General features: G+C 62.0%; 4 protein-coding genes. 3 read left to right on the forward strand and 1 reads right to left on the reverse strand.

The annotated features are described in order from the left end of the window. From tssK to HMPREF0178_RS12160, 3 genes are all read left to right on the forward strand, one after another. The coding region (gene tssK / locus HMPREF0178_RS12150; RefSeq protein ID WP_009368334.1) for a type VI secretion system baseplate subunit TssK at nucleotides 1-465 on the forward strand (465 nt) is incomplete at its 5' end. Between the two features lie 3 nt (nucleotides 466-468). Further along, entirely contained in the window at nucleotides 469-1,341 is an 873-nt protein-coding gene (locus tag HMPREF0178_RS12155; protein WP_009368335.1) for a DotU family type IV/VI secretion system protein, read from the forward strand. Further along, complete coding sequence (locus HMPREF0178_RS12160; RefSeq protein ID WP_009368336.1) at nucleotides 1,338-4,502, forward strand: type VI secretion protein IcmF/TssM N-terminal domain-containing protein; 3,165 nt, start codon at nucleotides 1,338-1,340, stop codon at nucleotides 4,500-4,502. Before HMPREF0178_RS12155 ends, HMPREF0178_RS12160 begins: the two co-directional genes overlap by 4 nt. A 312-nt stretch (nucleotides 4,503-4,814) precedes the next feature. Here HMPREF0178_RS12160 and HMPREF0178_RS12165 read toward each other — a convergent pair whose 3' ends face one another. Further along, a complete protein-coding gene (locus HMPREF0178_RS12165) occupies nucleotides 4,815-6,116 on the reverse strand; it encodes a GGDEF domain-containing protein (RefSeq protein WP_009368337.1) in 1,302 nt (433 codons plus the stop codon). Nucleotides 6,117-6,302 lie beyond the last annotated feature (186 nt).

Genomic DNA, 6,302 nt, shown 5'->3' on the forward strand with positions numbered 1-6,302 from the left:
CCCTACCGCCATGACGACCCGGCTGAAAGTTTCCGCAGCCTCGACAGTCTGTTGCGGGAGATCCTGCTCGGCCTGTTCCCGGAAACGGCGGCGGTGGTCCGCTTCCGTGCGGACGGCGAATTCCTGCGCGCCGAACTCCCCGAAGGTTTGGGCCGGACACAGGCCCTACTCGTACTGCAAACCGAAGAAACCGTTTCCTCCTTGCTCAATGAGGGGCGCCTTGTGGCCGATGCTCCGGACACCCTCCCCGCCACGCTGGCCCAAGCCATCGCCGGAGTCCCGCTGTGCGAAATCCCCGCTCCGCCGGGCCTGCCGCAACGGGATGGCATCCACTATCTGGAACCCGACGCCCGTTCGGAGCGCTGGCAGGCGGCGCTGCGTTCCGGAGCGCTCGGCGTTGCCTTCTTCCCCTTGCGCGGCCCCGCTCTCCCCGGTCATCTTCGCCTGCTTTACTTGAGGAATTAAACCATGCTGCGCGACTGCTTCGGCCCGTGTTTCCGCCTGATGCTCCGTTTTCCGGATAGCCCGCCAACCGGAAGGACGGACGTGCGCCGGGAGGCGGAACGGCTGCTCGAAGGGGCCGAACGTCTTGCGCTGCGCGGGCGTGAAGCGGCGACAGTGGAAACGGCCCGGCGCATGGTCGAAGCGTGGATGGACGAAACCGCCCTTGGCATCGCATGGGAAGGCCGCACCGCCTGGCTGGGCAATCCACTGCAACGCCGCTGGAAGACGGGACGGCGCGGCGGGGACTGGTTTTTCGACGAAATCCGCCGCCTGTCTCCGCACAGGGCCGAGGATGCCGAGCTGGCCGGGGTCGCCCTGCGTTGTCTCGGATTCGGATTTCGAGGACATTTTTATAACGATCCCAATGGGCTCGGCCACGAGCATCGGGCCCTTGCCGAGCGGTTCGGCTGTACGGCGGTTCCGCATCCTTTCCCACCCGCTCCACATCTCCCAAGGGAAAACCGCCTGATCCGGTATGCCGGGCCTCTGCTGACGGGGCTTTTCGCCGTATTGCTGCTGATCTTTTGGGGCATATGGCAACATCGGCTGAACCGGGAGTATACCGAGAGCCCACAAGTTCCCGCCGTGAGTGCGGTACATCCCGCAAGCGATGGTCCGCGAACGACCGACGCGCGATCCGCCGTATCCCTTTCGCCGCGACCCAGCAGCATCATACAAGAAGGACGGAAGACTATCGGAACAGAGAAGCAACCGATTCCCGACGTATACGGAGAATTGCGGGATCGTCTGGCAGAGCGGACGCCGGCCCCCGCGTCGCATGACCCCGGACACCCCGGTACGAACAACCGTAGCACAACGCCGGGGAGGTCTTCATGAGTCCGTGGAAAGTCCTCGGCTGGCTGCTTGTGGCCTTGCTTTGTCTGTTGCTGACGGCGGGCGCGTACGGCTTGGCGTTCCTGTGGGGCTGGCCCCTCCCGTCCGTCTGGTGGCTGGCGGCCATTGCCGGGACCGGGGCGGGCGTGGCGCTGATCCTTTTCCTGTTCCGCACAATGCGCGGCGGTACGCATGAACCCGCCGCTCCCGCTCCCCTGCCCGTGGAGCTGCCTTCGGATCGCCTTCCCCGCTGGCTCCTGCTCGACGGCGGGGGATTGTTTCCGCACCTGTCCGACATTTTGGAAAGCGCGGGCCGCCCGCTTCTTTCCGATGGCGCGGCGGGAAACACGGGATCTGTCGGATTATGGAGCACGGCGCACGCCCATTGGATCGCCGTTGATTTTGCCGCACCGCCCCTGTCCGGCGAACATGGCGGTGACGGTGGTGAAGGCAACACGCCCGACAAGGCTCCTCCCCTTCCAATGTGGGATCAACTTCTCGACGACAAGGCCGTGCGCCGTTGGCTGTCCCCGCCTGCGGGAGTCGTCCTGTGCATCGGCGCGGAGAGCCTCTCCGGGCACGGGGACGATACCGCCGCCTTCATGCGCCAGCGGTTGCTGACCGTCCAGAATCGGCTTGGCAACGCGCCCGTGTGCCTTCTCGTCACCGGGCTTGAACAAGCGCCCGGCCTGTCGCGCCTCGCACGGCATTTTACGGCGGAAATCAGCATCGGGCGCAATGCGCTGCACGCGCCACTCGGATGGTTCATGCCCGTCCGCAGACCGTGGACGCCCATGCCCCGATGGGCCGCTGACGGCGTACGGGAAGGCATGAACGGCCTCACCGCCGCGTTGGACAGCCTTGTCCGATGTTCCGAATCCGGAATCCCCGCACCGGGCGGTCCCGCATTCCTTCTCGAAGGAGCCCTCCGCCACCTTGCCTCTCCGTTAGCCTCGTTCGCGGCGGCCCTCGGGGACGGGCTCGGCGGCATTTTCTGGGCCGCATTGCCTCCCGCGTCCTCTGCCTTTCAACAGGCTACGCGCCTTTCTCCGGTTATAAAGGATGTCTCCCCTCCCGCTCTCCGTTCCTCGGCATCCGTACCCTTTTCGGTTCCCGGCGGCGTACCTCTTGCCGCTTCTCTGGCCAGCCAGCCCTCCGCGACCGTTCCAGCCGGCTCCCGGTTCACGTCCTCATCCGGGATTGCGGCACATCCCCTGTTCGTACGGGATCTCTTCCTCGAAACATTGCCAGCCTCCCGAGCCCTTCCAGCCACCGGACGGCGGGTACGGCAGCGGGCCGTCTGCTGGACCGCCGCAATCCTCTTTGCCGTCACCGCCGGGGTTGCGCTGTACCGTGGCGGGGAACGTTCCCAAACCCTTCTGCCGGACATGATCCGGTTTGAGGAACACCTTCCCCGAGCCGCTTCCATAGCGGAACTCGACGGCCTGATCGCCGAGTTCCACAAACTGGAACGCGGCTGTTCCGGGACCGTCCGGATCTACGGCGCCCCCAAAGAACGGCTCGAACGGCTCCGCGCCGCACTCAGCGAACGCCTCACCGCATCCCTGCCGGAATCCGGTGATACCGACCGCTGGATCAACGATCTCATGATCTGGGCGGCGGCCCGGCCCGGCGTGGAGACGCTCCGGTTCCGTGCCCCGGACGGAACCGTCCTTGCCAGTGTCGATGGCGCCGCGACAGCCGCGGGCCGGAAGGCGGCGGCCCGGTTCCTCGACAACGTGTCCGCATTCGCCTCCCAATCAAGCATCTTGCCAGAGCAGGATACGCCGCAGCGCACCGCGGCCTCGGACTCGATCACGGAGCGCGTGGAGGCGCTGCGTCTGCGTTACCGCGCCTCGACATTCGCGGCATGGTATGCGGCGGGGCAATGCCTGCTGGACGCCGTACAAGCACCGGGCATAGAGCCCCGGACGCTGCTGCCGACGCGCCATGTCCCACTGACGCCGCGCGATCTGCTTGGTCCGAACGATCCCTGCTCCACCTTCCTTGCCGCAGCCGAACGCGAACTGCGTTCCGCCGAGGGCCCGTTGCCCGTATGGGTAACCTCATTGCGGGATATGCGCTTTGTCCGGCTGCTTACGCGGCTGCCCGGAAGCGGAACCCCGCTGTCCGAAACGGCGGAACTCCTCGGGGAGCCTTCCGAAGGCGCCCGCCAAACACTCGGCAATCTGGAAACACTGTTCCGGGCCCGCACCGCGTGGACGGACTACCGCAGCGCCCTTGCCGCACTGTCCGCCGAAACGGGAACCTCCGACGGCCTCGTACGGCTGGCGCGCTCCTTATACGGCGGGGAACTGAACGGCGCCCTCCGGGCCGCCGACGACACATGGCAAGGGCTGGCCGCCGCCCTCGAAGCACGAAACCCGGACCTGCGAAACGATCCGCTGCCCCTCTCGCTCATACGCGCACCGTTGCTGTTCGCCGCCGGAACCGCCACAGCCGAAGCCGCCCGCAATCTTCAGCAGCGCTGGTCAACCGAAGTGGTCGGCCCTGTGGAAGGGTTACAGGACGAAGCGCTCCAACAGGCCCTCATCGGCGAGGGCGGTCTCCTGTGGACATTCGTGGCGGACGCGGCGCAACCTTTCCTGCGCCCCGCAGCCTCGGGATATGCGCCGGCCTCAGCCCTCGGGATGCGCTTTCCCCTTTCCCCGGCTTTCCTCAGTCTGCTTTCCGAAACGCCGCAACACATCGCGGTCTATCCGGCATCCTATCCTGTGCGGGTGGGGTTTTCACCAGTCACGGTCAACCCAAAAGCACGGGCCTATCCCCGCGGCCTGTCCTTGCGCATGGATTGCGGCGGCGAACCTCTCCGGGCGGATGCCTACAATTACCAAGGAACCGCCCTATTCGACTGGTCGCCGGAACAATGCGGCAACCTGACATTGGCGATCCTGTTTGACGGCTTCACGGCGGAGAAGGTCTATGACAGCCCGCTTGGATTTGCGCGCTTCGCGGATCAGGCAGCCGCCGGAATCATGGAATTTACGCCAAACGATTTTCCTACTGTCCAGCAACAACTGGAAAATCTTGGCATCACCCGGTTACGGACACGTTTCCGCATCGAAGGCGGCGAAGCCGTACGCGAACGGCTTCATGCGTTGCCTTCTGCTTTGATACGCAGTATACTGCATATAGAAAAATAAGTGCCCCATACAGAGCCATACCGACTACAACCTTCCCTGCCACAGCTCAGCCGCTGAACAAAATAGCGCGGGTACGCTTTGAAACGGCAGAGAAACATTGATGAAGAGTTTCCACATCCCGCTCAGACAACGCCGCCATTTCCAAAACAGAACAGCAAACAAAAAGGCCGGAGAACTGCTTCTCCGGCCTTTCCTTCTTTGCATAAGGAAGCTTTCCAGAGGCCATTCATAAATCGTCCATTGGATGATTGATGAGGATTCGTTCGCCGAAAAATGAAATTTTCAGCGCACTTTCGAATGGCTTCTACTCAATTATTCCAGCACGGTTCCGTTCCGGCCTTGCTGCTTGACCTGATAGAGGGCCTTGTCCGCCTTGCTGTAGAGATCCGCAAGCGAGGATGGGCCGTTTCCGAAGGCGCCGCCAATGCTCAGGGTCACGGACAAAGGCTCTTCTCCCGCACGGCAATCAAGCAACCGGGCGCGCAGGGCATCCAACCTTTCACGCACGATTTCGCGTGATCTGACGCCTCGAAGAAAAATCACAAACTCGTCCCCACCCCAACGGCAGAGCACATCGCCGGACCGGAAGGATTTCCGCATGGAACTGCCCATGTATTGCAGGACCGAGTCCCCCGCGAGGTGCCCGAAGCGATCGTTTACGCTTTTGAAATAATCGATGTCGAGCAACAGAAAACAATAGCTGGAGGAAGCCCCCACCAAGTCCAAATGCTCGGAAATGAGCTTTTCCGCCGCAGCCCGGTTGAGCAACCCGGTAAGCTTGTCGTGGCGGCTGGTGAGCATGAGCTGGCGGTTCGCTTCCTCGATCTTGCGGATGGAGGTCATGTCCTGTGCGAAGAGCAGCACGTATTCGCCCCGTAGATCAAGAGTATCCTTGACCAGGGTGCTCCTGATGAGCAGCTCGTGCCGGCCGTCCTCATAGATGACATTGCAGAACATGGAGACGGTCCCGCCACCGTTCTCCTTGATACGCGCCACCAGGTTATCAAGGGCAAAATACTGTATGTAGTTTTCCCGCTCCTCCGGGACGACCACATTTTCCGCAAACCAGAGAATCTGTTCCTTAAAGGTCTGCTGCGGCAGCATCTCCCCGTTGCCCGCGCCGATGACGGTTGTGCTCATGCCTGTCCGAACATCCACAGTCATGAAATTCTCGCACAGGTTGGACACAATGAAATTGATGCAGCTGTTCTTGAGCGCAAGGATGTTGGCGTCGCGGATTTGTTCCATCACCTCATCGGTTTCATCCCGCAACGCCGCAAGAATATATTTTTCGTCACCCGGCAGAAATTTGAGGTTCCGGCACAGACAAATCCCGTCGTCGCGCCGGATGCGGTACTGGACAACGGCTTTCTCCACCGAATCGACCAGCTTCAAAATGCGATCACGCTCCGTATGGCGCCGGAAGAACTCGCGCTCCTCTGGCAATACGTACTTTGCAAGAATCTCCATGCCCTCTTCGTACGTCCCTTTGGAGGGGACCACATTGAACAATTTCTTACTCAGCACGAGCGTATGGTACTGCCCATTCTCACGATTGAAAACGAAGACGGCATCGTAATCGCGGAGCAACAGGGACTTGGAAAAATCTTCCATAAAAAAAACACCTTGCCCGGCAACCTCAACCAAACATTTTCGGCGGGACACAACCGGGCGCAAATGGGGAAATATGCCTCCCTCCATCCCAGAGTTCCAGCCTGACGTCAAGGGATAACGCGCCGAGAGAGAGAGAGAGAGAGAGAGAGAGAGAGAGAGAGAGAGAGAGAGAGAGAGAGTACGTAC

This window comes from Bilophila sp. 4_1_30 (assembly GCF_000224655.1).
Classification (GTDB): domain Bacteria; phylum Desulfobacterota; class Desulfovibrionia; order Desulfovibrionales; family Desulfovibrionaceae; genus Bilophila; species Bilophila wadsworthia.

Bases quoted from the DNA above. Each gene is read 5' to 3' on its own strand.
- HMPREF0178_RS12160 (WP_009368336.1), top strand. From the start codon at position 1,338: ATGAGTCCGTGGAAAGTCCTCGGCTGGCTGCTTGTGGCCTTGCTTTGT.
- HMPREF0178_RS12155 (WP_009368335.1), top strand. From the start codon at position 469: ATGCTGCGCGACTGCTTCGGCCCGTGTTTCCGCCTGATGCTCCGTTTT.
- HMPREF0178_RS12165 (WP_009368337.1), bottom strand. From the start codon at position 6,116: ATGGAAGATTTTTCCAAGTCCCTGTTGCTCCGCGATTACGATGCCGTC.